The organism is Rhizorhabdus sp. GW822-FHT03C02 (assembly GCF_058801765.1).
On the sequence record NZ_JBXANN010000001.1, the window covers coordinates 247998 to 273405 of the forward strand.

Below are 25408 nucleotides of genomic sequence, written 5' to 3' on the forward strand. Positions count from 1 at the left end.
CATGAACCCTCGCACCCCCATTCCCCGTCGCGCCTTCTGGAAACGGTCGCACCATCTCGACCGGATGACGCTCGGTGACCTCGTCCGCGCCTATTGCGCACACCATGCGATCCTCGCCTATCTGGGGCTGGCGCTGGTCTCGGTCGGCATCTGGCTGTGGCGCCCGGCACCCGCGGGGGCGACGATCGCGACGATCCTGCTGGTGATGCTTGCTTATCCGCTGGTCTGGTATGGGCTCCACCGCTGGGTGCTGCACTGCCACTGGATGTTCAAGGTCCCGGCGCTCGCCGGCCTGTGGAAGCGCATCCACTACGACCATCATCAGGACCCCGATCATCTCGAGGTGCTGTTCGGCGCGCTCTACACCACGTTGCCGACGCTGCTGATCGTGTCGGCGCTGCCCGGCTGGCTGATCGGCGGCGCCGGCGGGGCGGCGGCGGGTTTCGCCACCGGCCTGCTCGCCACCTGCTTCTACGAATTCTTCCACTGCATCCAGCACCTCGCCTATAAACCGCGGCTGCGCTGGCTGGCGGTGATGAAGGCGCGTCACATGGAACATCATTTCCATGACGAGGACGGCAATTTCGGGATCACCAACTTCCTGTGGGATCGCCTGTTCGGCACGCTCTATGCCCGCGCGGGGCGGCCGGCGAAGAGCGCGACGGTCTTCAATCTCGGCTACACTCCGGAGGTCGCGCAGCACTATCCCGAAGTGGCCCGGCTGTCGGGCGGGGTGGCGACCGGCCATCCCCGCCGACGAACCTGATTACAACCTGATGCCGAAACCGATCCCGACCACCAGCGGATCGAGGTGAATTTTCACCGACTGGATGCCCGCCGCGGTGGTGGCAAGGCGGGCCCTGGTGTCGATGTCGATATATTTGACGTCGAGATTCATGAAGATCCGCGGGGTGATGTCGATGTCGATGCCCGCCTGCGCCGCCCAGCCGAAGCTGTCCTTCATATGGACGCTGGTCGGGCCGACCGCCGTCTCGAGGCCCTTCGACGCCTTCTCGTTCCAGAAGATCGTGTAATTGAGCCCGGCGCCCAGATAGGGCCGCACGCCGCCGCGCGGGTTGAAATGATATTGGGCGGTCAGCGTCGGCGGCAGCACCCAGGTCGAGGCGAGCTTGCCGATGCCACCGGTGGTGCCGGTCCGTCCGCTCGCCTTGTGTTTGGTCGTCGATGCGATCAGCTCGAAGCCGACATGGTCGGTCGCCATATAGGTCAGGTCGACCTCGGGCATCGCGCTGTCGTTGACCTTGACCTTCTCGCCGGGAAAGGCCGGCAGCACATCGCCCGATTTCTCGTTCGGCGCGACCAGGATCGCGCGGGTGCGCAACAGCACGTCGCCGGCCTCGATGCCGATGCTGTCCGCGGTCCGGTCGGTCGCGACCTGGGCTGCCGCCGGCTGGGCCGCGAGCGCCATGCCTGCACCGATCAGGCCGGTTGCGATCAGTCTGTAACTCATGATCCCCTTGCTCCTCTATGTGGGTCGGGAGCGGGGTAGGCCCGGCGGGACCCCGGAACCTTGATCGCGGCCAAGCGCGCTTTTGACGGCGATCAAAGAAGGATGCAGGCGACCGGTGCATCCCGTTGTCATGTGGACCTATCACCCAGACCTGCTCGCCCGGCCGGTGCCGCGCTATACCAGCTATCCCACCGCCGCCGAATTCGGCGATGCGGTCGGCCCCGACGACATGGCGATCGCGCTCGATGCGATCGGCGATGACGAACCGGTGTCGCTCTATCTGCACATCCCCTATTGCCGCGAGATCTGCTGGTATTGTGGATGCAACACCGGTGCCGCCAACCGTAGCGCCCGGCTCGCCGCCTATCTCGACCGGCTCGGCGCCGAGATCGACCTCGTCGCTGCCCGGCTGGGCGGACACGGGCGGATCGGCCGGATCGCGGTCGGCGGCGGCAGCCCCAATGCGATCGCCCCCGCCGCCTTCGTCGCGCTGGTCGATCGGGTGGTGACGCGGTTTCGCTGCGCCGATCCGGTCCTGTCGGTCGAGGTCGATCCGCGCGGCTTTGACGCCGACTGGGCAATGGCGCTTGCCGATACCGGCGCCGCGCGGGTCAGCCTGGGCGTCCAGACCTTCGATCCACGCCTCCAGGCGGCGATCGGGCGAGTGCAGCCGACCGCGGACATTGCGCGCACGGTCGACCTGCTGCGCCGCGCCGACGTCAACTCGATCAACTTCGACCTGATGTATGGGCTACCCGGGCAGGATGACGCGACGCTCGCCGATACCCTTGCGACCGCGATCGCGATGGCGCCCGATCGGCTGGCGGTGTTCGGCTATGCCCATGTCCCGCAGCTGATCCCGCGCCAGCGCCGGATCGACGCGACCGCGCTGCCCGATGCCCATGCACGGTTCGACCAGGCCGCGCTCGCCTATCGGACGCTGACCGGGGCCGGCTATCGCGCGGTGGGGTTCGACCATTTCGCGAAGCCCGAAGACGCGCTGGCGATCGCGGCGGCGAACGGCACGTTGCGGCGCAACTTCCAGGGCTTCACCGAGGATCCGGCGCGGGTGCTGATCGGTCTGGGCGCCAGCGCGATCAGCGAATTTCCCGATCGCCTCCTTCAGAACGAGAAGAATAGCGGCCGCTATCATCTCGCGATCGCGGCGCCGGGCTTCGCCACCGCGCGCGGCCTGCACCGCACCGTCCAGGATCGGCTGCGCGGGGCGGCGATCGCGGCGATCCTCACCAGCGGATCGGCCGACCTGAGCGACATCCCCGATCGCGACCATCTGCATCGGCGGCTCCAGCCGTTCGAGTCTGCGGGACTGATCGGCTGGACGGGAAGCCGGCTGACGCTGCGCGATGGCGCGCTGCCTTATGCCCGTGCGATCGCGGCGACGCTCGATGCCTATCGCGAGGACCAGCCGGGCCGGTTCAGCCATGCCGTGTGACACCGCGCGCTGCGCGACCTGCAGCGTGCGCGGTCACGGCCTGTGCGCGGCGTTCGACGCGGACGAACTGGCGACGTTGAGCGCGATCGGGCGGCGGCGAACGGTCCCCGCGGGGCAGGTGCTGGTCTGGGCGGGCGATCCGGCGGCGATCTGCGCGATGCTGGTCGACGGCGCGCTCAAGGTCGTGCGCGACGGGCCCGACGGCAGCCAGCATATCGTCGGCCTGCTGTTCCCGGGAGATTTCGTCGGCGACCCCTTCGCGCTCCAGGCCGGCGAGTCGATCATCGCGCTCGCCGACGCCGATCTGTGCGTCTATCCGCGCCAGCCGCTCGAGCGGCTGCTCGTCCAGCATGACGGGGCGCTGCGTGTGCTGCTGCGCAGCGCATTGGCGACATTGACCGAGGCGCGGCGCGCGATGCTGATGCTCGGGCGGCGCCACGCCTCCGAAAAGGTCGCGGGCTTCCTGCTCGACATGGCGGCGCGGCTGGCGGGCGCCGGTGTCGACCCCGACATGATCGAACTGCCGATGGGGCGCGCGGCGATCGGCGAGGCGCTGGGACTCACCATCGAGACGGTCAGCCGCCAGATGACGATGCTCAAGAGGGCTGGGCTGATTGCGCTGCCGGGCGGGCGGGCGGTGCGGTTGCTCGACCCGGCGGGGCTGCGCAGTTTGGCAGGCTGAGTTTCAGGCGGCGAGCGTTGTCCGGCTGGCTGCGGCCATGGTGTCGATCGCGAGCCGCCATGCGCACAGAGCCGCCAATCTCGGCCGGTGGCTGACGAGGATCAGCCCCTGTCCAGTCCGTGCCAGCCGACGGTCGAGCCGTTCGGCGATCAGCGCCTCGGTTGCGGCGTCGAGACCTTCGCTCGGCTCGTCGAGCAGCAGCCAGGGGGCGTCGGCGCAATAAGCGCGCGCGAGCGCGAGCCGCCGGCGCTCGCCGCCCGACAGCCGCTCACCATTGTCGCCGATCCAGCCGTCAAGGCCCCGGTCGAGCCGCGCGACACGATCGTCGAGCCCGGCGTCACGCAGCGCTTCCCATAGCGTCGTCTCGTCAGCATGCGGATCGGCGAGCAGCAGATTGTCGCGCACGGTGCCGCTCAGCAACGTCGCGTCCTGCGGCAGCCAACCGAAACAGCGGCGCAGCCCGTCGGGCGCGAGCGTCGCGATATCGACCCCACCGATCGCGACGCGGCCCGGTTCGGCGGCGCGCAACCCGACCAGCGTCTCGACCAGCGTCGTCTTGCCCGCCCCCGAAACCCCGGCCAATGCCAGCCGTTCGCCGGGCGCGAGCGGGCGGGGCAGTTCCGCGAAGCGGATCATCCCGTCGGCGGGCGGTGCTGCGCCGACGATCGGCTGGGGGCCGTCGAGCAGCATGTCGAGCCGGGCCTCGGCTTCGCGCAGCCGCCCGCGCTCGGCCATGCCGCGCAGGACCGGTGCGGCGGCGTCGATCGTCATCGCTGCGGCGAGCGCCGCGAGTGCGGCCACCGGCGCTCCGGCGTCGATCGACAGCAGCAGGGCGGTGGCGGCGGCGATGCCGATGGTGGCGGCGTGGAGCAGTTCGAACCAGCCGGCGGCATTCGCCTGGGTACGCTGCGCGGCGGCGAGTGCGCGGCTGCTCGCCTCGATCCGGTCGGCAGCCCAGGCTTCGAGCGCGAAACAGCGCAGTTCGGGCGCGGCATCGCCCAGCATTGCCATGTCCTCGCGCAACAACCCCGCGATATGCTGGACCGCGCGGCCGGGCGCCTCGATCCGGCGCGCGAGCCGGTCGCCGGCGATCAACAGCACGATCAGGCAGCCAAGCGTCGCCAGTGCGGCATCCACGCCGCCGAGCCCGGTCAGCGCGAGCCCGCAGGCGAGCGCCGCAGCGATGCTCCATCCGTCGGAGAGCCGCACGAAGCGCGCCTCGATCGCGTCGACATCGCCGATCAGCCGCGCGGTGGCCTCGCCGCGGCCGAGCGTCAGAGCACGCGCCGGCGGCATCGCCGCGATCGTCCGGAACAGCGCCGGGCGGATCCGCGCCAGCGCGCCGAATGCGGCGCCATGACTTGCGAGCCTTTGCCCGTAGCGGGCGCCGGTACGGACGATCGCCAGCAACCGGATGCCGGCCGAGGGCAGCATATAGTTGAAGCCATGCGCGATTGCCGGTCCCGCGACACCGGCGATCGCGGCTGCGGTGATGAACCAGCCCGACAGGCCGAGCAGCACCACCGACGCGCCCGCGACGAGGCCCGCCAGCAGCGCGGCGAGCGCGAGCCGCCGGGCTTCGGCGCGGCGCTCGCCGGCGAGCAGGGTAGCGAGGCTCATCGATCGTCTCCAAGCCGTACGACATGGTCGGCGATTGCCGCGAGCCACTTGCTATGGGTGGCGATCAGCACGGTGCGGCCGTACCGCGCGCGCTCGATCGTCGCGACCAGTGCGCTCTCGGCGACGGTGTCGAGATGCGCGGTGGGTTCGTCGAGCAGCAACAGCGAGGCGGGCTTGAGCAGTGCGCGGGCGAGCGCCAGCCGTCGCCGCTCGCCGCCCGACAGGCCGCTGCCGCGCGCGTCGAGTCGGCTGTCGAGCCCTAGCGGGCGACGGCCCAGCATCGGCCCGAGCCCCGCGTCGGCGACCGCCGTGTCGATCTCGGCGATCGTCGCCTCGGGGCGGGCGAGCAGGAGGTTGTCGCGGATCGTGCCGGCGACGATCAGCGGGTGCTGCCCGGCCCAGGCGGCAAGTGGAGCGAGGCTGGCGAAGCTGTCGAGCGGGGTTCCGTCGACCTCGACGCTGCCCGCCGAAAGCGGTGCGAGCCCGAGCAGCAGATGGAGCAGGCTGGTCTTGCCGCTGCCCGAAGGTCCGAGCAGCGCGACCGTCTCGCCCGCCGCCACATCGAACGAGATGCCCGCCACCGCCGGCCGGTCGCTGTCGGGATAGCGGATCGTCACCCCGCGAAAGGCGATCGCGGGGCTGGAGGGCAGGGTCCCCGCCGGCGGCGATGGCGGCTCGGGCAAAGCCATCAACTGGTCGGCGGCGGTCTCGGCCGCCTGCTTGTCATGATAGGCGGCGGCGAGCCGGCGCATCGGCGCGTAGAACTCGGGCGCCAGCGCGAGCACGAAGAAGGCCCGGCCGATGGTCAGCGTCTCGGGCGCCGGGAACGGCAGCAGTCCGAGCAGGGTGAAGCCGCAATAGACCGCGACCAGCGCGACCGAGAGCGCGGCGAAGAATTCGAGCGCACCCGACGACAGGAACGCGACCCGCAACACCCGCATCGTCCGGTGCGCCAATTCCTGCGCCGCGACCCCGAGCGCCTCGGCCTCGCGCGCTTCGGCGCGGAAGGCGAGCACCACCGGCAATGCGCGGATGCGGTCGGCGAAGCGGCTCGACAGCCGCGCGAGCGCGACGAACTGGCGCCGCGACTCGTCGGCCGCGGCGCCGCCCGCGAGCGCCATCGCGACGATGAACGGCACCAGCGTCGCGACGAGGATGATCGCCGCGACCGGGCTGGCGAAGGCGGTGGCCACCAGCACGAGCAATGGTGCTGCCGCCGCCGCCTTTCGCGCCGGCAGGAAGCGCGCGACATAGCCGTCGAGCGCCTCGACCGCATCGACCGCGGCGTGGGTCCAGTCGCCGGTGGCGATCGCCGCGCCCGGGGCGCGGTGGAGCGCGCGTTCGACGACATGGCCGCGGAGCGTCCGCTTCGCCTGTTCGGCACCGGCCGCGCCGATGCGGGCGCCGAGCATCGCGAAGCCTCCGCGCGCGAGACCCGCCAGCGCCGCGAGGCCCGCCCAGGGCAGCACCGCTTTCATGCCGTCCGGCACCGAGGAGATCGCACCCGCCAGGCCGCCCGCAAAGCCGATCGCGGCGAGCGTGTCGCACAGCAGCAGGGTGGCGGCGGAGCCGGTGCGGCGGCCGGCCATCCGCCCCAGCCAGCGCGTCCGCGTGCGGATGAGATTCTTGTCGTGAGGGATCGCGTTCATGGGCTCGTCCTCGCCCCGCGGCGGCGCACCGTCTTTGACCGTGGTCAATGTCGGTGTCGTGCGACCGGCCTAGTCCACCGGCCATCGCGGGGGCCGGATGTGCGGCGTCCGTGCGGGAGTGAAGCCAATGGACCTCGGGGTCATCGACCTGTCGCGGCTGCAATTCGCGCTGACCGTGCTTTACCATTTCCTGTTCGTGCCGCTGACGCTCGGCATGTCGTTCATGCTCGTCATCATGGAGTCGGTCTATGTGATGACCGATCGCCCGGTGTGGCGGACGACGACCCGCTTCTGGGGCAAGGTCTTCGGGATCAACTTCGTGCTCGGGGTCGCCACCGGCCTCACCATGGAGTTCCAGTTCGGGACCAACTGGTCCTATTTCTCGCATTATGTCGGCGACATCTTCGGCGCGCCGCTCGCGATCGAGGGGCTGATGGCCTTCTTCCTCGAAGCGACGATGGTCGGGATCATGTTTTTCGGCTGGGACCGGCTGTCGAAGCTCGGGCATCTCGCGGTCACCTTCCTGGTGGCGCTGGGCACCAACCTGTCGGCGCTGTGGATCCTGATCGCCAATGGCTGGATGCAGAATCCGGTCGGCGCGGCCTTCAATCCGGAGACGATGCGGATGGAGGTGACCGATTTCGGCGCGGTGCTGTTCAACCCGATCGCCCAGGCCAAATTCGTCCATACGGTGAGCGCGGGCTATGTGATCGCATCGGTGCTGGTGCTCGGCGTCTCGGCCTTCTGGCTGCTCAAGGGGCGTTTCGTCCCCGTCGCCCGGCGCTCGATGACGGTGGCGGCGGCGTTCGGCCTCGCCGCGTCGCTGTCGGTCGTCGTGCTCGGCGACGAGAGCGGCTATGCGCTCACCGACAACCAGAAGATGAAGCTCGCCGCGATCGAGGCGGCCTGGCACACCGAACCAGCGCCCGCCGGTCTGACCCTGTTCGGCCTGCCCGACGTCGCGGCGCGCACCACCCGCTATGAGGTCAAGATACCCTGGGTGCTCGGGCTGATCGCGACCCGCAGCCTCGACGGTCAGGTTGCCGGCATGTCCGAACTGGTGCTCAAGGCCGAGGAGCGGATCGCGTCGGGGGTGATCGCCTATGGGGCGGTCGAGACGCTCAAGACCGCGCCGGACGATATGGCCGCGCGCGCACGGTTCGAGGCGCACAAGCGCGACCTCGGCTATGCGCTGCTGCTCAAGCGGCACATGGCCGATCCGCGCCTGGCGACCCCGGCGCAGATCCGGCTGGCGGCGTGGGACGTCATCCCCGACGTGCCATTGATGTTCTGGAGCTTCCGGATCATGGCGGGGATCGGCTTCGCGATGATCGCGCTGTTCGCCACCGCCTTCCTGCTCTGCTCGCTGCGGATGCACATGGACGCGCGCTGGTTCCTGAAGATCGCGGTGGCGGCGATCCCGCTGCCGTGGATCTCGACCGAACTGGGCTGGGTCGTCGCCGAGATCGGCCGCCAGCCCTGGGCGATCGAAGGGGTGCTGCCGACCTTCCTGGCGGCGAGCTCGCTCAGCCGGGCGGCTTTGTGGACGACGATCTGCGGCTTCACCGCGCTCTACGGCGCGCTGGCGGTGATCGAGGTGCGACTGATCCTCGCGACGATCCGCCACGGGCCCGAAAGCGACAGCCCCGACCGATCCGATCCCGCGCCCGCGATCGTCCCCTCGATCGCCGCCTGACCTCCAGCAAAGGGACATAGACCATGTTCGACTATGAGACGCTTCGCGTCATCTGGTGGGGCCTGCTGGGCATATTGCTCATCGGCTTCGCGCTTACCGACGGCTTCGACCTCGGCGTCGCCGCGCTGCTGCCCTTCGTCGGGCGCACCGATCCCGAGCGGCGCCAGGCGATCAATGCGATCGGGCCGACCTGGGAAGGCAACCAGGTCTGGTTCATCCTCGGCGGCGGCGCGATCTTCGCGGCCTGGCCGTTCGTCTATGCGGTCAGCTTCTCGGGCTTCTACCTCGCGATGTTCGTGGTGCTGTCGGCGCTGATCCTGCGGCCGGTCGGCTTCAAATATCGATCGAAGAAGGCCGATCCGGCCTGGCGCAGCCGCTGGGACTGGGCGCTGTTCGTCGGCGGTTTCGTGCCGGCGCTGGTGTTCGGGGTCGCGGTCGGTAATGTCCTCCAGGGCGCGCCGTTCCGCCTCGACAGCGACCTGCGCGCTTTCTACGAGGGGAGCTTCCTCGGCCTGTTCACCCCCTTCAGCCTGCTGTGCGGGCTGCTCTCGGTGGCGATGCTGGTGCTGCACGGCGCTGCCTGGCTGACGATCAAGGTCGAACATGGCGCGGTCCACGACCGGGCCCGGCGCTTCGGCACTGGTGCGGCGATCGCCTCGATGCTGCTGTTCGCCGGCGGCTTCCTGTTCGTCGTCTATGGCGACATCGGCTACCGGCTGGTCGGCGCGGTCGATCCCTTCGGCCCGTCCAATCCGCTGCGCAGCACCAGCGAACAGGTCGCCGGCGGCTGGCTGGCCAATTATGCGCTCTATCCCTGGATGATCCTCGCCCCGGTGTTGGGCTTTGCGGGTGCCGCGCTGGCGCTGCTCGGCATTCGCCGCGGTATCGAACCGCTCGCGTTGCTGGGATCGTCGCTATCGGCGTTCGGCATCATCGCCACCGTCGGCCTGTCGATGTTTCCGTTCATCCTGCCGTCGAGCATCGATGCCCATTCGAGCCTGACCGTGTGGAACGCCTCGTCGACCCACAAGACGCTCGGGGTCATGTTGTTCGTGACCGCGGTGCTGCTGCCGATCGTGCTCGCCTATACCGCCTGGGCCTACAAGGTCATGTTCGGACGGGTCACCGCCGAGGATGTCCGCACCAACCCCGATTATTATTGAGGAACAAGACGATGTGGTATTTCACCTGGGTCCTCGGCGTCGGCCTCGCGGTCGGCTTCGGCATTCTCAACGGCATGTGGCACGAATTCCATCTGCCTGGAGACGGCGACTGAAACCCGTGATTTCGATTGCGCGAAAAGGGCCGGCGCGCTTCGGCGCGACCGGCTCTTTTACGTGCTTTAACAGGACAGGCACCGCATATCCTGCTATGCGTCCGGACATGATCCACGCCGATATCTGCGCCGAATGCGCTGTCCGCGATCAGGCGCTGTGCGGCAGCCTCGACGATCGCGAATTGCGCGCGCTCAACAGCGTCGGCCAGCGGCGCCATGTCGCGCGCGGCGAGAGCCTGGTGTGGGCCGGCGAGGACAGCCTGATCTGCGCCAATCTCCTGTCGGGCGTGCTCAAGCTGGTCGCCTCGACCGCCGATGGGCGCGAGCAGATCGTCGGGCTGCTCTATCCGGCCGATTTCGTCGGCCAGCCTTATGCCGAACGGGCCGATTTCACGATCACCGCGCTGACCGACGTCGAGCTGTGCGTCTTTCCGCGGCTGGCGTTCGAACGCGTGCTCGAGGATCATGTGCGGATGGAGCGGTTGCTGCTCCAGCGGACGCTGCAGGCGCTCGGCGATGCGCGCGGGCGGATGCTGACGCTGGCGCGCAAGTCGGCCGAGGAAAAGATCGCCGGTTTCCTGCGCGACATGGCGGCGCGCGCCGGGGCCGGCGGATGCCGGGCGAGCGCGGGCGGCCCGGTGACGTTCGACCTGCCGCTGACCCGCGGCCAGATCGCCGACGTGCTCGGGCTGACGATCGAGACGGTCAGCCGCCAGATGACCCGGCTGAAGGCCGCCGGCGTGATCCGGCTGCCCGGCGGTCGCGCGGTGACGATCAGCGACCCCGACGCGCTCGAAAGCCGGGCCGAAGCGGCTTGATCAACGAGCGATTTCGAGCTGAGCGGAAACGCTCAGCGGCTCGGAAATCGCGGCAACGAAAAACGAGCGATTTCGAGCTGAGCGGAATCGCTCGGCGGCTCGGAAATCGCGGCAATACAATCAACTGGTGGCGCGGCGCGCCAGACGGTTGACGAGCATGTCGCGTGCGGCGGACGCCAGGCGGCGCTCGGCCAGCGTCAGGATCGCCAGCTCCTCGAACGCCATCGTCTGACGGCAGCCCGTGAAGCAGCAGCGCAGCAGATAGCCGAGCGCCTCGGCACCGAGCGGGCGATGGTCGCGGCTGTCGGGATCGAGTACCGCGACCAACTCGTGCAGATAGGCGGCATCGGTCGCATGTGCGACCCGAATGCGTCCCAGCAGGCTGCGGGTGAGCAGGCTGGCCGCGTCGCGCTCGAACATCGCCCGCAGGAAGCGATCCTCCTCGCGTTCGCCCTGCGCGATGCTGCTGGAGATCGTCGTGCAGAGCTGCCTGGTCTCGCCGGCCGAGGGCATGGCGGGCAGGGCATCGGCCAGATCCTCGAGCCGGTCGCAACAGGCTGCACGTCGCTCATGGCCGGCGAGCAGGCGGACGAGGTCGATCTCCTGGATGACGTGCCAGGGCCGCCCGAATCCGATCACCGTGCCGCCAACCTCCTGATGTTCGCCCATCGCGCGCTCTCCTTCGCCGCGGTTCTGGACGATCGGCGCCACGTCGCCATTGACCGCGGTCAAACCCGCAGATCGACGTCGCGAATTTCCACCGGCCCGGCCGATAGGCGCGTCGAATTCTGTGGAAAACTATATTCGGGCTTAGCAATTCGGGGCGCAGGGCATAAGGTCGGCCGATGCCGTTCAAGCCTTATGTTCCGCTCAGAATCTTCTCGGCCTTCACGATGCTCGAAGGCGCGATCGACCCCAAGGCGATCGCCAAGCACGCGAAGAAACAGGCTTTTCCCGCCGCCGCGATCACCGACCGCAACGGCCTCTATGGGGCAATGGCCTTTTCGGACGGCGCCAAGGGGGAGGGGGTCCAGCCGATCATCGGCACCCTGCTCGCGGTTGCGCGGCCCGGCACCGAAAAACTGATCATCGACTGGATCGCGCTCTATGCGCAGGACGCGACCGGTTACGACAATCTGTGCGCGCTGGTTTCGGCTGCGCACCTCGAACGGCCGGTCCATGAGGACGCGCATGTGCCGATGGCGACGCTCGAAGGGCGCACCGACGGGCTGATCGCGCTGACCGCGGGCGCCGAGGGGGCGCTCGCCCGGCTGCTCGCCGACGAACAGAAGAGCGCCGCCGACGATTATGTTGCAGCACTCGAACGGCTGTTCCCCGGCCGGCTCTATATCGAGCTTTCGCGGCGTGAGAACATAATCGAGCAGCGCGCCGAAGAGCCGCTGATCGACATGGCCTATGCCCGCGATCTGCCTTTGGTCGCGACCAATCCGGCGAGCTTCGCCGAGGCCGATTTCCACATGGCGCACGACGCGATGCTCTGCATCGCCAGCTCGTCCTATATCGACAGCGTCGATCGGGCGCGGTCGTCGCCGCATCTGTGGATGAAGCCCGCCGCCGAGATCGAGCGGCTGTTCGCGGACCTGCCCGAGGCGCTCGCCAACACGCTGGTGGTCGCCCAGCGCTGTGCTTTCGCCGCCCCCTATCGCAAGCCGATCCTCCCCAGCCTTGCCGGCGATCGCGAGGGCGAGGCGACCGCGCTGCGCGAGGACGCGCGCGCCGGGCTCGAGCGGCGATTGGCGAAGCTGACCGGTGAGATCGACCGCGATGCCTATTTCAAGCGGCTCGAATTCGAGACCGACATCATCATCAAGATGGGCTTTCCGGGTTATTTCCTGATCGTCGCCGATTTCATCAAATGGGCGAAGGATCATGACATTCCGGTCGGACCGGGCCGTGGTTCGGGCGCGGGCTCGGTGGTCGCCTGGGCGCTGACCATCACCGATCTCGATCCGTTGCGGCTCGGGTTGCTGTTCGAACGCTTCCTCAATCCCGAACGCGTGTCGATGCCCGACTTCGACATCGACTTCTGCGAAACCCGACGGGGCGAGGTGATCACCTATGTCCAGCAGAAATATGGCCGCGACCAGGTCGCGCAGATCATCACCTTCGGACGGCTGAAGGCGCGCGCGGTGCTCAAGGACACCGGCCGCGTGCTGCAGATGAGCTATGGCCAGGTCGATCGCCTCGCCAAGCTGGTCCCCAACCACCCGACAGATCCCTGGACGCTCGACCGCGCGCTCAACGGCGTCGCCGAACTCGCGCATGAATATAAGTCCGACGACGCGGTTCGCCGGCTGCTCGACCTGGCGATGAAGCTCGAGGGGCTGCCGCGCCACAGCTCGACCCATGCCGCCGGCGTGGTGATCGGCGACCGCCGCCTCGACGCGCTGGTGCCGCTCTATCGCGATCCGCGCTCGGACATGCCGGTCACCCAGTTCGACATGAAATATGTCGAGGGCGCCGGGCTGGTGAAGTTCGACTTTCTCGGCCTCAAGACGTTGTCGGTGCTGCAGAAGGCGGTACAGTTCCTCAAGATGCAGGGCGTGAGCGTCGATCTCGACACGCTCGCCTGGGACGATCCGGCGGTTTACGATCTGCTTCAGAAGGGCGACACGGTCGGCGTGTTCCAGCTCGAATCCGAAGGTATGCGCCGCACCCTGGCCGCGGTGCGTCCGACCTGTTTCGAGGACATCATCGCGCTGGTGTCGCTCTATCGGCCGGGCCCGATGGACAATATTCCGATGTTCGGCGCCCGCAAGAACGGGCGCGAGACGATCGAATATCCGCATGCCCTGCTTGAGGGCGTGCTCGCCGAAACCTACGGCATCTTCGTCTACCAGGAACAGGTGATGCAGGCCGCGCAGATCCTCGCCGGCTATTCGCTCGGCGAGGCCGATCTGCTGCGCCGCGCGATGGGCAAGAAGGTCAAGGCGGAGATGGATGCCCAGCGCGGCCGCTTCGTCGAGGGCTGCGCCAAGAACGACATCAACGCTCCGAAGGCCAATGAGCTGTTCGACTTGATCGACAAGTTCGCGGGCTATGGTTTCAACAAGAGCCACGCTGCCGCTTATGCGCTGGTCGCCTATCAGACCGCCTGGCTGAAGGCGCACCACAAGCCCGAATTCTTCGCTGCGTCGATGTGCTACGACATGCACCAGACCGACAAGCTGGCGATCTTCGTCGACGATATGCGCCGGTCCGAAATCGCCTGCCTCGGCCCTTGCGTGAATCACAGCGAGGCCGAATTTTCGGTCGAGCAGGTCGACGGCCCGGAGGGCAAGGCCGGTGTCGTCCGTTTCGCGCTCGGCGCGCTCAAGGGCGTCGGCGAAAAGGCGATGGAGCAGATCGTCGACGAGCGGAAATCGGGCGGGCTGTTCAAGAGCCTCGAGGATTTCGCCGACCGTATCGATCCGCGCCTCGTCAACCGGCGTCAGCTCGAAAGCCTCGCCGGCGGCGGCGCGTTCGACATGCTCGAGGAGGATCGGGCGGTGGTGTTCGCCGCCGCCGAGACGATCCAGGCGCACGCCGCCAGTGCCGCCGACCAGCGCAACAGCGGGCAGGGCGGGCTGTTCGGCGACATCGCCGGCGGTCTGCCGCCGATACGACTTGATCGCAGCATCAGCTGGTCGCTCGCTGACCGAATGGGAGCCGAGAAGGACAGTTTCGGCTTCTATTTCTCGTCACACCCGACCGACCGGGTCCGCCATCTCGCCGACGCCAACGGTGCGCGCAGCTTCGCGGCGCTGTGTGCGCTGCCGGCGCCGGCCGAGGGCGGTCGGGTCAATTCGGTGATGTCGGCGCTGGTCGAGGATGCGCGCTGGCGCACCTCGGCGCGCGGCAAGCGCTACATGATGGCGACCTGTTCGGACTCGACCAGCCAGTTCATCGCCACCTGCTTCGACGACGCCGCCTCGGCCGATCTCGAAGAGGCGGCGAAGGCCGGCGAATGCGCGCTGCTCAGGGTCGAACTCGACTGGCGCCCGGGCGAGGAGACCCCGCGGGTGACGGTGCGCTCGCTGCAAAGCTATGAATCGATGCAGGCGATCCGGCTGCGCGTCGATGTCGAGACCAGCGATCCGCAGGCGCTGCCGCTGCTCGCCCGGATGGTCGCCGGCGAACGCGGCGGCCGCGGCGAGCTCTGGCTCAAGGCGATCCTGCCCGACGGCAGCGTCGCCGACCTGCTGCTCGGCCGCGACTTCCGCCTCGACGCCGAACTGGTTGCGCGGATCGAGCGCCTGCCCAACCTGACCGCCCGGATCGGAACGGTCAGCGGACCGAAGCTGGCGCTGGTGGCGTGATCGCTTTCGGCGTCTGACAGCGGAAAGGCCAGTGGCGTTGCCGGCCCCCTTGATATGAAGGCGATCATCCGCGACGCCAGGCAAAAGGTCGCCGCTTCGCACGCATGATCGACATCCTGATATCGCGGTGCGCTCATGCGGATTTCAAACGGATCTGAATTGCATTGCCCGCGATGGCGAGGCGGCGGCCGACAGGCTTTTTTGACGACCTTCCGTCCATGCCCCGATTTTCAAAAGAAAACCGCCGCCCCGGTTGGCCCGGGACGGCGGTCTGGCTTGTCGATGAGGATCGAGTTTATTTCTTCGGCGGTGCGACCGTGATCTTCACCTCTTCGCCCGACTGGCCGGGGAAGTTGGTGAACATCGCCTCGATCAGCTTGGGGACGAGGTTGGTCAGGCTGTCGTCGATCGACTTGGCGCGCGCCTTGCCCTCGAACACATGCTGGCCGTCGGGCTTGACGATCGTCATCGCAACGAAGCTCGTATAGATCGTGTAGGTGTCGACCCGCTGATTGTTGAAGAACGGATCATAGCCGAACGAATCCCAGCCATAATAGAAGGACGATCCGTAACCCCAGCGGCGCGGATAGCCATAAGGGCCGAAGCCGCCATAACCGAAACCGCCATAGCCGAACCCCGGCGTCGGGGTCGAAACCGTCTTCTGCACGCCATGGTCGACGCCATAATCGAGCTGTACCGTCAGCGCGGCCTTGTCGCCGGGTGCGGCCGGACGATAGCCATAGGCCCCGAGCCGTTCGGAGACCTGCTGCGCATAGGTGGCGAATTCCAGGCCGCCTTCGTTGCGGACATTGACGGGCTCGATCGCGAAGGTCTGGCCCTGCGGAGCGGGAAGCGACTGGAAGCGCGCGACCTTGGCTTCGAACGGCTGGGCACAGCCGGCGACGAGGAGCAGCGCCAGTGGGGCAGCAGCGGCGAGGATGGTGCGCGGGAGTCGGGTGGCAAACGGCATGGGAGGCGCCTTATTCTATCGCGATCTGTTCAACTTAGAGCAGCCGCGCCTTATCGCAAGGCGCGGCTGAACATATATTGAACGTTTCGGTGGCACCTGCGGTTTCAGCGTGTGAAAATTGTCGCTTGAAAATCTTTCTGCGCTGCCGCCGGCGGGGCGTCAGTGGGCGAGGCCGAACGCGCCCGTCGCGGCCTGTGCCGTGACCATCCCCGCAGTCTCGATCGCCGCGAAGAAGTTCGCCATTGCCGATGCACCCCGTCCGGTCAACAGCAGGAAGGTGCGCCGGCCGTCGCGCGGGTCGCGCTGGCGGCCGATCAGTCCGGCGGCTTCGAGCGCATCGATCCGGCGCAGCGCGGCGGTGTCGGATTCGTCGAGGATCGACTTGATCTGCTTGACGCAGGCGCACTGGCCTTCGAGCAGCGCGGTGAAGCAGGCGAGCATGATCGCCAGGTTCGAATCGCCGAACAGCGGCGGAGGGAAATCGTCGCGCAACCGGCTCATCGTCCGGCGGACGGCGCGGGTCGCCAGCAGCAGCCTGTGGCGCAATTGGTCATGGCCGTGGCCCTTGTCGGGGAAGGCCGTCACCACCGCATCAGGATCAAGCGACTCGAACAATCCCGTGAATATCTTCGACGAACCGTCGATGTTGCTCACGGCGTCGCTCGAAAAAAGAGCGCCCATCGCAATATTCATCCTCAGATAAAACTATAGATTATCGATTATCATTGGTAATAATATCATTTGTTCCAAGGGTCGGTCATTTGAGATCGCGATAGGCCCGCGATTCAACTGGAAAATCCATTATGTAAAAACCCTTAGGGAAGCTTTCGCATCCGCTTTCGGACCGACCGGAACGTGTGGCATCGGCTGGAGATTACTGCCGCACATGTTCTGTGGAGGTTGCTATGCTCAGGTTGAACTCGGGATCGTCGATGCCCTTGCTATTGGCATCGGTCGCATTGTTTGCGCTGTCCGGCTGCGAAAGTTCGGGAGGTCTGCGGGTGGCGGGCGTCTCGGGGCAATCGGCGGGTGACGGCAGCGGGACGGGAACCGGCGATACCGGTTCGGGATCGCAGACCGGCGATGGCAGCGGCACCGCCGGCGGCGACGGCAGCAGCACGGGTACCGGGACCGGGAGCGGCGGCACCGGCGATGGCAGCGGTTCGGGTACGGGCGGTACCGGAGCCGGCAGCACCGGTGGCAGCGGCGACGGATCGGGCGGCACCGGCAGCCAGACCGGACAGGGCCTGCTCAGCCAGGTCGCCTTGCCGGGTGTGGTCGGCGCCGGCGGCGTTGCCGATACCGGCGTCCTCGCCAATACCGGCAATCCATCCAATCCCGGCCCGCTCGGGCCAGTGCTGGTCACCGCGGGCAATGCGGTGCTCGGCGCCGGAAGCCAGACCCCGACGCTGGTCCAGGCCGTCGACAGCACGGTGCCGGGATCGGTGCCGATCGCGGGAACGGTGGTGAAGGTGGTCGAGGGAACCGGCCAGGCGCTGGTCGATACCGGCAACGGCAATGGCTATCTGGTCGACGGGCTGACCGCGGCGGTCGGCCAGGCGGTCTCGCTCAACGTTCTCGACAAGGATGTCCTGCCGGCCGGCTCGGCGCCGCTCGCCGGGGTCAGTCTGGCTTCGGCGACCCAGAATGCCGGGACCCTGGCGACGGTCGGTGCCGATGCCGCAGGCAATCTCGTCAAGGCGGTGGTGACCCCGCTCGGCGCGGGCAATGGTGCCGCCGGCGCGGTGCTGCCCGGTTCGACGGCCGGGGCCACCGCACCGCTCACCAACGCGCTCGGCCAGGTCGCCGGTGCGACCGTCGGCACCACCCAGTTGCTGGGCTCGTCGGGCACCACGCCGCTGGTCGGCGCGAGCGTGCTGTCGCCGACCCAGACCACCGGTAGCGGCGCCACGGTCGGGGTCGCCAGCGCCGGCCAGACCGCGACCGCGGTGGTCGCGCCGGTATCGGCGGTCGCCGGCACCGTCACCAATGCCGCCGCGCCGGTGACCAGCGCGGTGGCCAATGCCGCGGCGCCCGTCACCAACGGTGTCGCCACGGTCACGGTCGGCAACACGACCCTGCTCAATGGCGGCGCCAGCCCCTTGGTCGGCGCCAGTGTCGTGTCGCCGACGCAGGCGGCGGGCACCGCGGTCACTGCCGGGGTACTGAGCGCGGGCAATGCCGTTACCGCGGGTGTCGGCGGCCTAACCGCGCCGCTGACCAATGGCGTCACCACCACGACCAATGGTGCGCGTGGGCTGCTCGGCGGGCCCGGCGGAAACTGAGCCAGGCGGGGTGCGGGCGTCCGTTCGCACCCCTGATCGCCCGCGGGCCGTTTGCTCGGCGGCCCCCACAGGGGAATGTTCATGCAGCGTCGGATATATCTGGCGGCGGCCGGCTGCGTCATGTCCGGTCTCGCCGGCGGCGTTCCAGCGATACCCGGCTTCGCGCAGACGCCGTTGATCCTCGATCGCAATCGCCCCGATCGGGTCCAGCCGGTCACCCCGGCCACACCCGATGCCGCGCAAAAAGCGCCGCCCGCCGCCAGCGCCAAGGTCGAAGGCGGCGCCGGCCGTGCCGATGCGACGATCAGGTCGATCCGCTTCACCGGCACCCAGGCGCCGGCACCAGTTGCGCAGGAAGCGCAGCGCTTCGTCGGCAAGCCCGCGACTGCCGCCAATCTCGCGGCTCTCGCGGCGGCCTTGTCGAACGGTTATGCCAAGGCGGATATCGCGCTCTACTCGGTGCTGATCCCCGATCAGCGCTTCACCGACGGCGTGCTGCAGGTCGTGCTGATCGAGGGGATGGTCGAGAAGGTCGAACTCGCCGACAAGTCGACCGGCCGCGCCCGCAAGCTGATTGCCCGCATCGCCGCGCATATGACCGGTGAGACCCCGCTTCGCAAGTCGACCCTCGAACGCTATGTCTCGCTGGTCCAGGACGTGCCGGGCACCAGGACCGACATCCAGATCCTGCAAGGGTCGGGGCGTGGCAAGGTGCGGGTGGTGCTGACCGTCACCGACAAGCCGGCCGATCTCGGCTTCGGCTTCGACAACCGCAGCGGCACCACCTACAAGGGTGGCGAATTCAACGCGACCGCCAAGCTTTACGGCCTCGTGCGCGGCGGCGACGAGACCGACCTGACCGCCGCGGCCTCGGCCAATTTCAAGAATTACCGCTATGCCTCGATCGCCCATTCGACCCCGGTCGGCAGCGATGGCGGGCGGCTGACCGCGTCGTTCGGCTATCTCAAGACCAAACCGCGCCGCAGCCAGATCGAGGGCGAGGCCGAACTGGCAGGGATCACCTACAGCTACCCGATCCTGCGCAGCTACAAACGCAACCTGACCGCCAGCGCGACCTTCGACGGGCTCAACAGCGACAATGCCGCCTTCGGTCAGTTGATCTCGTCCGAACGGACCCGTGCCGGGCGGGTGGCGCTCGGTTATGCCGAAGCGCTGCCGAAGCGCAGCATCACCGCCGGCGCCACCGTCAGCCGCGGGTTCGACATATTGGGCGCGCGCGTGATCGCGCCGTTCGCCGAGACCGGGTTCACCAAGGTCAACGCCCGCGCGACGATCGACCAGGCGATCGGCAAGCGCATCGTCGCCCGGCTGCGCGTCTCGGGCCAATATAGCCGCGACCGGCTGCCCGCGGCCGAGCGTTTCGCGGTCGGCGGCGAGGAGTTTGGCCGCGCCTTCGAGGTGGCGGTGATCAGCGCCGACCGTGGCGTCGCCGGCCTCGCCGAACTCGCCATCCGCCCGGTCAAGGCGAAGGCGTTCGCCAATAGCGAGCTTTACGGCTTCGTCGACGGCGCCAGGGTGACGATCCTCGATCGCGGCCCGTTTCCGGGCGGCGATTTCGACCTTGCCTCGGCAGGTGGCGGCGCCCGCATCGCCTGGACCGACAAGGCGGCCTTGTTCCTCGAAGCGGCCCGGCCGATCGACCGGCCCTATCCGGGCTATGAGAAGGACTGGCGGCTGTCGGTCGGGTGGAAATTGTCGCTTAAACCTTGAAACCCGCCTTCACTCGGTGACGAGATCGACCTTTACCGCATAGTCGATCGATGCGGTGCCGTTCGCGGGCACCACCGCCTTGAGGATCCAGCCGCCCTGGCCGCGCTCGATACCTTTGGGTTTCGAAGCCAGTTCATAGGGGACGATCAGTTCGGCCTGCACCGGAACGTCGCGCGCGTTGCTGATCTGCGCGCGCCACGTCGCCCGCTTCGTGCTCGCGCTCGTCCGGCGCAATGTCCAGTTGACGTCGGGGCTGTCGCCGACCGCGAACTCGACCTTCTCGCCGATCGCATGATCGCCGAGATCGGCCTCGCCGGCGAGCAGGGTCTGGCCGTCGACCGGCTCGAACAGCGTCAGATGCCCGGCGGGCAGCGGCAGGCCGAGCCCCTTGGTCTTCACATTGGTCGATCGCAGCATCTGTGTCATCGGCCGGGCGTCCTCGTCGCCGCTGTCGACACTCGCCGAATAGATGCGTTCGAACCGGCTCTCGGGCTGGTTGAGCATCGCCACCTGCTTCTGACCATGCGCGGCGACGGTGACGCGGGCCGGAACGCGGTAGAGCTTGAGATCGCCCAGCTCTTCCTGGACCGCGCTCAGCGCCATCGGCACCGACATCAGCGATTCGCCGCGCCGGCGTGCGGTAACGACGATATCTTCGGCGGCACCGGGCGCGGGCGCCATCATCGGAGGAGGAGGAGGTGGCGGTGGGGGGGCGCCACCGATCCGATCATGGGTGCTGGTGATGTCCATCGGCCAGCATTGCAGATGGAGCTCGGGCGCGGGGGCCGGTGGCTGGGCAGCCTTCGCCTCGCGATTGGGGCGGCCCGCGATCACCTGCAGATCGGCGTCGTCGAAACTCTGGCTGCCGCCATTGGCGATCGTCAGCCAGGCGAACAGCCCCATCGTCTCGCGATCGTCGGCCATTTCGGCGACATAATCGGCCGACCAGTCGAAACCTTCGGCGAGATAGGTGAGCTGGACGGTGACGGTCAGCTCGCGCTCGCTGTCGGTCAGCACCGACAGGGTCGGCTTCGCCGACAGGTCGTTGGGCACCCCGGCATAGATCATCCGTTCGGGCAGCCCCGAACAGCCGAGCGCCTCGATCCCCTCGGCGGTCTTGAGGATGACGCCGCCGGAGGGGCCGGCCTGGATGATCGCATCCTGCTCGATCGTCTTGCCGGTCGCGCGGCTGGTGCGCCGGATCATGACCTGGCGCTTCAGATAGGCGTCGACCAGGCCGGCGGGCGAGATCAGCCGGGCATCGCGGTTCTTCTCGCGCACTTCGCGCGGCAGGCCGCTCACCACCGCTGACTCGGGCAGCATCCCCTCGGCGACGCCCTCGAAGCGGATCACCGAAGCGCCGGCGGGGATATGCAGCGTCCGCGTCTCGCTGATCAGCGCATAGCCGCCGGGCCAGTTGCGATTCATCGCGCCTTCGCCGCGACCCGGATCGCGGTAGATCGTCACCGCGACATGGCTGGCGGCGGGCGACACCACCGTCCCCGCCATGGCGGGTTGCGCGACCGATGCCGCGATCAGCAGGGCAAGCGCCCGCACCTCGTTCAGAACCGCGTGTCGAAAGTCGCGGTCAGTTCGGTGGTGCCGTTGGCGGGCACCGGCACCTTCCATTCGACCCGGTCGGCCGATATGCGCTCGCCGACGATGCTCTGTGCGTCGATCCTTGTGTCGCCCCATAGCCCGTCCTGCGCCAGATCGACGGCGACCGCCTCGGGGCGGGCATTGGTAAGCGTGTAGCGCATTTCCGTGCGCCAGCGCCGGTTCGACAATCTGGTGCGTTGGGCGACCACCGTCTTGACCTTGACGTCGAACGCGTCGCCGGTGCGGATCGCCATCGCCGATCCCATCGGGGTATGGCCGATCCGGCTTTCGCCGATGAATTGCGGGTTGCCGCGGGCATCGCGCAGATAGACCCGCAGCGTGCCGGCCGGAAGCTGGTCGCCGAGCCCACCCTCGCGCGAGGTCGAGAATTTGAGCACCGACGCCGCGCTGCGCGGATCGTCGTTGCTGCCCAGCCAGCCATTCACATATTGATAGGCCTTGCGTGCCGGAGCCGCCTTCACGTCGAGGAAGCTCACCTGCTTCTGCTGGGCGTTGGCGATCGTGGTCCGCTCCTTGAGCGGATAGAGATAATAGTCGCCCAGCCGTTCGCGGGTGCCGCTCTCGGTGCCCGCCTGCTCGATCGTGCCGGTGTCGGGGTCGATCGTGCGCAGCCCGCTACGGCCGCCGACATTGCCCGCCACCAGCAGCGTTTCGGCATGGACGAAGCTGGTGCCGGTGTTGTTGGTCAGGGTCACCCAACCCTGGACGTCGATCGCCCCCTTGGCCTCGTCGAACAGGGCGACATAATCGGCTGCCCAGCCGAGCCCTGGGGTCAGATAGGAGAGGCGGGTCGGCACCACCCCGGCGCGGGCGGCCTCGACCGTGACCGACAGGGTCGGGCGGGCGCGAAGATTGTCGGGCACCTTGTCGAACACCACCCGCACCGGCAGCCCGTCGTCGCGCAGCACCTCGATCCGCGATCCGATCTGCAGGACGATGCCGCCATTGGCCGCAAGCACCTTGGCCTGCTCGCGGGTTTCGACCCCGGTCGCCGGATTGGTGCGGACGATCGTGATCGTCTGGCCGACCGCCTTGTCCATCAGCGTGTCGGGGGACAGCAGGTCATAGTCGAAATTCTGTTCGACGATCGCGAGCCCCGCGCCCGACAGCGTCACCGTCGCCGGCCGGATCTGCGCCGACACGTCGGGAAATTCCTGGCGTGACCGCCCGGCCGGTACGGTGAGCTGCCGCGCATCCTGCACCAGCGCCTGGTTGTTGTTGTAGATCGTGACCGAGACGTCGCCCTGCGCGCTCTGCGGTGCGGCGCCTTGGGCCAGAGCCGGCGCGCCGACCAGTGTCAGCACGACCGCGAATCCTCGACGCAGCATCGGCAATCCTCCACCTGTTTCGGCGGAAGATGGCCGGATTTCCGTCGTTTTGCTATAGCGTAAGTGGCTTGGCGAGCACGACCATATAGAAGGGCGGATCGAGCGGGATCGGGAAGGGGCGGACCTCGCCGGTCGCCGCATAGCCGCGCCGCTCATAATAAGCGATCAGCTCGGTGCGGTTGCTGATCACCGTCATCTCGATCGTCGTCGCACCGAACTGGCTGCGGGCCTGGGCCTCGGCCTCGGCGATCATCTGCCGGCCGAGCCCGCCCGCCTGGAGCAGCGGATCGATGCAGAGCAGGCCGAGATAGGCGATGCCGTCGCCGCGATCGCTGATCTGGACGCAGCCGATCGGCTTGCCGTCGCGGATGGCGACCAGCAGCCGGTCGGCCGGACTGGCGAGGATCGCCTCGAGCGTCGCCAGATCGGTGCGCTGCCCGTCGAGCAGATCGGCCTCATGCGTCCACCCCGCGCGCGCGTCATCGCCGCGATAGGCGCGTTCGATCACTGGATGCAGCAACGAGAGGTCGGCGGGTGTGGCGGTGCGAACGGTGAGCGACGGGGTCATGATCGAGAGGCCTTTAATCGCACCGCTGCCAACTGCCAAGCGCGACACCTGTTCGGGCGTCAGTGTGATGCCGTTGCGGCAATTCCCATCGTCGAAGCCGCTGCCTGAAGTTTGCGATCCCTCGTCCACAGACGTGCGCCGGCGGTAAGCCGGGTCGCGGCCAAGAGATGGGCATCGACATAGCCTATGCCCAGACCGTGCAGGGGCTGCCGCTCGATCAAAGTCATGACTTCATCGTCGGCAGCGACTCTTGCCGTCGGCAGCCCATATAGAGCGCCGAGCACCTTGTCGCGCTGGCGTAAACTACCGAGAGCAAGTTCGCCTATCACGAATGGATGGCTCAAAATCTGGTTCGCCTCGAGCAATTTGACCAAGGCGGCGTTGCTGTCGCGAAGGTGATCAATCCAGATCGAGCTGTCGACCAGGATCATTCGGAGCGACGGCGGACCGGCATGCCCAGATCGGGCTCACTGCCACCCAGTAACACCAGTCGCCGCGCGCTCTCCCGTTCGATCAGCGCCTTCAACGCTTCGCGAAGCAACGGCGTCTTGTCGGTCAACGCGGTATAGGCCTGCGCTTTGGCAACGAGATCATCGTCCAGAAAAACGGTGGTGCGCATGAGCCATCTCCAACAATGACATCATATATGTCATCAAGTGATGCGCTCTTCAATGATTACGCCGCCCGCTTCATCTCCATCCGGCCCCAGATCTCGACCAGCGCCTCGGTCAGTTCGCGCATCATCGCTTCGGTGTGCGCGGGGCCGGGGGTGAAGCGCAGCCGCTCGGTACCGCGCGGGACCGTCGGATAGTTGATCGGCTGCACATAGACGCCATATTCGGCGAGCAGGATGTCCGAGACCTTCTTGGCCTTGACCGGATCGCCGACCATCAGCGGGACGATATGGGTGACGGTGTCCATCACCGGCAGCCCGGCCTCGGCGAACATCCGCTTGAGATTGGCGGCGGCGGCCTGCTGGCCGTCGCGCTCCTCCGAGCTTTGCTTGAGGTGACGCACGCTGGCGAGGGCGCCGGCGACCAGCACCGGGGCGAGCGAGGTGGTGAAGATGAAGCCCGGCGCATAGCTGCGGATGACGTCGATCACCATCTGGTCGGCGGCGATATAGCCGCCCATCACCCCGATCGCCTTGGCGAGCGTGCCTTCGATGATCGTCAGCCGGTGCGCGGCGCCTTCGCGGTCGGAGATGCCGCCGCCGCGCGGGCCGTACATGCCGACCGCGTGGACCTCGTCGAGATAGGTCAGCGCATTATATTTGTCGGCCAGGTCGCAGATCGCATGGATCGGGGCGACGTCGCCGTCCATCGAATAGACGCTCTCGAAGGCGATGACCTTGGGCGCTTCGGGGTCGGCGGCGGCGAGCAATTCCTCGAGATGTTCGAGGTCGTTGTGCCGCCACACCTGCTTCTCGCAGCCCGAATTGCGGATGCCCGCGATCATCGAGGCATGGTTGAGCTCGTCGGAGAAGATGATGCAGCCCGGCAGCACCTTGGCGAGGGTCGACAGCGTCGCCTCGTTCGAGACATAGCCCGAGGTGAACAGCAGCGCGCCTTCCTTGCCGTGCAGGTCGGCGAGCTCATGCTCGAGGTCGATATGATAATGGGTGTTGCCGCCGATATTGCGGGTGCCGCCCGAACCGGCGCCGACATCGTGCAGCGCCTCTTCCATCGCCGCGATCACCTTGGGGTGCTGGCCCATCGCCAGATAGTCGTTCGAGCACCAGACGGTGACCGGCTTGGGGCCGTTATGCCCGGCAAAGCAGCGCGCATTGGGGAACATCCCCTTGTTGCGCAGGATGTCGATGAACACCCGGTACCGGCCTTCGGCATGCAGACGGTCGATCGCCTGGGTGAAAACGCGCTGATAGTCCAAGAGCCCTGCTCCCCGCCCCGGTCCCTTTGCCG

At 67.7% G+C, this 25408-nt stretch carries 22 protein-coding genes; 10 read left to right on the plus strand and 12 right to left on the minus strand.

Annotation, left to right across the window (positions count from 1 at the left end; translation table 11 throughout):
- Window position 1 precedes the first annotated feature (1 nt).
- Window positions 2-766: a sterol desaturase family protein gene (locus AC1RM6_RS01165; protein ID WP_493097753.1), complete on the plus strand. Its 765-nt coding sequence runs from the start codon at window positions 2-4 to the stop codon at window positions 764-766.
- Here the strand turns inward: AC1RM6_RS01165 and AC1RM6_RS01170 are convergent, their stop codons facing one another.
- Window positions 767-1471: an OmpW/AlkL family protein gene (locus AC1RM6_RS01170; protein ID WP_493097754.1), complete on the minus strand. Its 705-nt coding sequence runs from the start codon at window positions 1469-1471 to the stop codon at window positions 767-769.
- 130 nt (window positions 1472-1601) lie between these two features.
- On the opposite strand from AC1RM6_RS01170, the gene hemN reads away from it, so the two are divergent.
- Window positions 1602-2924: an oxygen-independent coproporphyrinogen III oxidase gene (gene hemN, locus AC1RM6_RS01175; protein ID WP_493099494.1), complete on the plus strand. Its 1323-nt coding sequence runs from the start codon at window positions 1602-1604 to the stop codon at window positions 2922-2924.
- On the plus strand, window positions 2914-3606 hold the full coding sequence (locus tag AC1RM6_RS01180) for a Crp/Fnr family transcriptional regulator (protein WP_493097755.1): 693 nt from the start codon (window positions 2914-2916) through the stop codon (window positions 3604-3606). Before hemN ends, AC1RM6_RS01180 begins: the two co-directional genes overlap by 11 nt.
- 3 nt (window positions 3607-3609) lie before the next feature.
- Here the strand turns inward: AC1RM6_RS01180 and AC1RM6_RS01185 are convergent, their stop codons facing one another.
- Window positions 3610-5226 carry an amino acid ABC transporter ATP-binding/permease protein gene (locus tag AC1RM6_RS01185; protein WP_493097756.1) on the minus strand — a complete coding sequence of 539 codons (1617 nt, stop codon included), beginning with the start codon at window positions 5224-5226 and terminating at the stop codon, window positions 3610-3612.
- Complete coding sequence (gene cydD / locus AC1RM6_RS01190) at window positions 5223-6875, minus strand: thiol reductant ABC exporter subunit CydD (protein WP_493097757.1); 1653 nt, start codon at window positions 6873-6875, stop codon at window positions 5223-5225. Before cydD ends, AC1RM6_RS01185 begins: the two co-directional genes overlap by 4 nt.
- Window positions 6876-7002: 127 nt before the next feature.
- On the opposite strand from cydD, the gene AC1RM6_RS01195 reads away from it, so the two are divergent.
- The 4 genes from AC1RM6_RS01195 (at window position 7003) to AC1RM6_RS01210 (ending at window position 10665) form a co-directional block, all read left to right on the plus strand.
- Entirely contained in the window at window positions 7003-8571 is a 1569-nt protein-coding gene (locus AC1RM6_RS01195) for a cytochrome ubiquinol oxidase subunit I (RefSeq protein ID WP_493097758.1), read from the plus strand.
- A gap of 23 nt (window positions 8572-8594) precedes the next feature.
- The gene (cydB, locus tag AC1RM6_RS01200) at window positions 8595-9734 is read left to right on the plus strand and encodes a cytochrome d ubiquinol oxidase subunit II (RefSeq protein WP_493097759.1); all 1140 of its coding nucleotides are present in this window, start codon (window positions 8595-8597) and stop codon (window positions 9732-9734) included.
- A gap of 11 nt (window positions 9735-9745) precedes the next feature.
- Window positions 9746-9847 (plus strand): cytochrome bd-I oxidase subunit CydX, encoded by a 102-nt coding sequence (cydX, locus tag AC1RM6_RS01205; RefSeq protein ID WP_493097760.1) that lies wholly within the window; start codon window positions 9746-9748, stop codon window positions 9845-9847.
- Window positions 9848-9954: 107 nt separating this feature from the next.
- Window positions 9955-10665, plus strand: coding sequence for a Crp/Fnr family transcriptional regulator (locus tag AC1RM6_RS01210; protein ID WP_493097761.1), 711 nt, complete (start codon window positions 9955-9957; stop codon window positions 10663-10665).
- Between the two features lie 120 nt (window positions 10666-10785).
- Here AC1RM6_RS01210 and AC1RM6_RS01215 read toward each other — a convergent pair whose 3' ends face one another.
- Window positions 10786-11334: a hypothetical protein gene (locus tag AC1RM6_RS01215; protein ID WP_493097762.1), complete on the minus strand. Its 549-nt coding sequence runs from the start codon at window positions 11332-11334 to the stop codon at window positions 10786-10788.
- Between the two features lie 176 nt (window positions 11335-11510).
- Here AC1RM6_RS01215 and dnaE point away from each other — a divergent pair, with 176 nt between their 5' ends.
- Window positions 11511-14984: a DNA polymerase III subunit alpha gene (dnaE, locus tag AC1RM6_RS01220; RefSeq protein WP_493097763.1), complete on the plus strand. Its 3474-nt coding sequence runs from the start codon at window positions 11511-11513 to the stop codon at window positions 14982-14984.
- Between the two features lie 295 nt (window positions 14985-15279).
- On the opposite strand, the gene AC1RM6_RS01225 is transcribed toward dnaE, so the two are convergent.
- Both AC1RM6_RS01225 and AC1RM6_RS01230 read right to left on the minus strand, forming a co-directional pair.
- A complete protein-coding gene (locus AC1RM6_RS01225) occupies window positions 15280-15954 on the minus strand; it encodes a DUF4136 domain-containing protein (RefSeq protein WP_493097764.1) in 675 nt (224 codons plus the stop codon).
- A 159-nt stretch (window positions 15955-16113) separates the two neighbouring features.
- Window positions 16114-16608, minus strand: coding sequence for a winged helix DNA-binding protein (locus tag AC1RM6_RS01230; protein WP_493097765.1), 495 nt, complete (start codon window positions 16606-16608; stop codon window positions 16114-16116).
- Between the two features lie 251 nt (window positions 16609-16859).
- On the opposite strand from AC1RM6_RS01230, the gene AC1RM6_RS01235 reads away from it, so the two are divergent.
- Together AC1RM6_RS01235 and AC1RM6_RS01240 are read left to right on the plus strand one after the other, a co-directional pair.
- The gene (locus AC1RM6_RS01235) at window positions 16860-18239 is read left to right on the plus strand and encodes a hypothetical protein (protein ID WP_493097766.1); all 1380 of its coding nucleotides are present in this window, start codon (window positions 16860-16862) and stop codon (window positions 18237-18239) included.
- Between the two features lie 81 nt (window positions 18240-18320).
- On the plus strand, window positions 18321-19970 hold the full coding sequence (locus AC1RM6_RS01240; protein WP_493097767.1) for a ShlB/FhaC/HecB family hemolysin secretion/activation protein: 1650 nt from the start codon (window positions 18321-18323) through the stop codon (window positions 19968-19970).
- Between the two features lie 9 nt (window positions 19971-19979).
- Here the strand turns inward: AC1RM6_RS01240 and AC1RM6_RS01245 are convergent, their stop codons facing one another.
- The 6 genes from AC1RM6_RS01245 to hemA are packed head-to-tail and all read right to left on the minus strand — an operon-like array spanning window position 19980 to window position 25376.
- The gene (locus AC1RM6_RS01245; protein WP_493099496.1) at window positions 19980-21479 is read right to left on the minus strand and encodes a DUF4139 domain-containing protein; all 1500 of its coding nucleotides are present in this window, start codon (window positions 21477-21479) and stop codon (window positions 19980-19982) included.
- A gap of 53 nt (window positions 21480-21532) precedes the next feature.
- Window positions 21533-22918, minus strand: a complete 1386-nt coding sequence (locus tag AC1RM6_RS01250; RefSeq protein WP_493097768.1) for a DUF4139 domain-containing protein — start codon at window positions 22916-22918, stop codon at window positions 21533-21535.
- 52 nt (window positions 22919-22970) lie between these two features.
- Window positions 22971-23486 (minus strand): GNAT family N-acetyltransferase, encoded by a 516-nt coding sequence (locus AC1RM6_RS01255; protein ID WP_493097769.1) that lies wholly within the window; start codon window positions 23484-23486, stop codon window positions 22971-22973.
- A 59-nt stretch (window positions 23487-23545) separates the two neighbouring features.
- A complete protein-coding gene (locus AC1RM6_RS01260; RefSeq protein WP_493097770.1) occupies window positions 23546-23917 on the minus strand; it encodes a type II toxin-antitoxin system VapC family toxin in 372 nt (123 codons plus the stop codon).
- Window positions 23914-24105 carry a type II toxin-antitoxin system VapB family antitoxin gene (locus AC1RM6_RS01265; RefSeq protein ID WP_493097771.1) on the minus strand — a complete coding sequence of 64 codons (192 nt, stop codon included), beginning with the start codon at window positions 24103-24105 and terminating at the stop codon, window positions 23914-23916. Before AC1RM6_RS01265 ends, AC1RM6_RS01260 begins: the two co-directional genes overlap by 4 nt.
- A gap of 56 nt (window positions 24106-24161) precedes the next feature.
- Window positions 24162-25376, minus strand: a complete 1215-nt coding sequence (hemA, locus tag AC1RM6_RS01270; RefSeq protein ID WP_493097772.1) for a 5-aminolevulinate synthase — start codon at window positions 25374-25376, stop codon at window positions 24162-24164.
- Between the last annotated feature and the right edge of the window lie 32 nt (window positions 25377-25408).